Here is a 301-nt window from a genome sequence, read left to right as displayed (position 1 = left end):
GGACTTCGCCGCCTGGCAGCGGGAGCAGCTCAGCGGTGAATTCCTGGAGCGGCAGCTGGCGTACTGGCGCGAGCGCCTGGCGGGGGTGCCGGCCCTGGAACTGCCGACCGACCACGGGCGGCCCGCCGAGCGGGAGGGCGCCGAAGGCGACACCGTGTACTTCTCGGTGCCGCGGGAGGTGGAGGAGGTGCTGCGGTCCACGGCGAGTGGGCAGGGCGCGAGTGTCTTCATGGCGCTGCTGTCGCTGTTCCAGATCGTCCTGGCGCGTTACTGCCGTCAGGACGACATCGCGGTGGGCACC

At 71.8% G+C, this 301-nt stretch carries 1 protein-coding gene; it reads left to right on the top strand.

All coding sequences use genetic code 11. The annotated features are described in order from the left end of the window. Positions 1-301: condensation domain-containing protein (locus tag LG395_RS41025; RefSeq protein ID WP_225814705.1), on the top strand; the 301-nt coding region annotated here is incomplete at both ends.

It is taken from the genome of Streptomyces spinosus (assembly GCF_020400655.1).
Lineage (GTDB): Bacteria > Actinomycetota > Actinomycetes > Streptomycetales > Streptomycetaceae > Streptomyces > Streptomyces argyrophylli.
The sequence above is the reverse complement of the archived record's forward strand: the minus strand, read 5'-3'. Positions and strand labels throughout refer to the sequence as shown.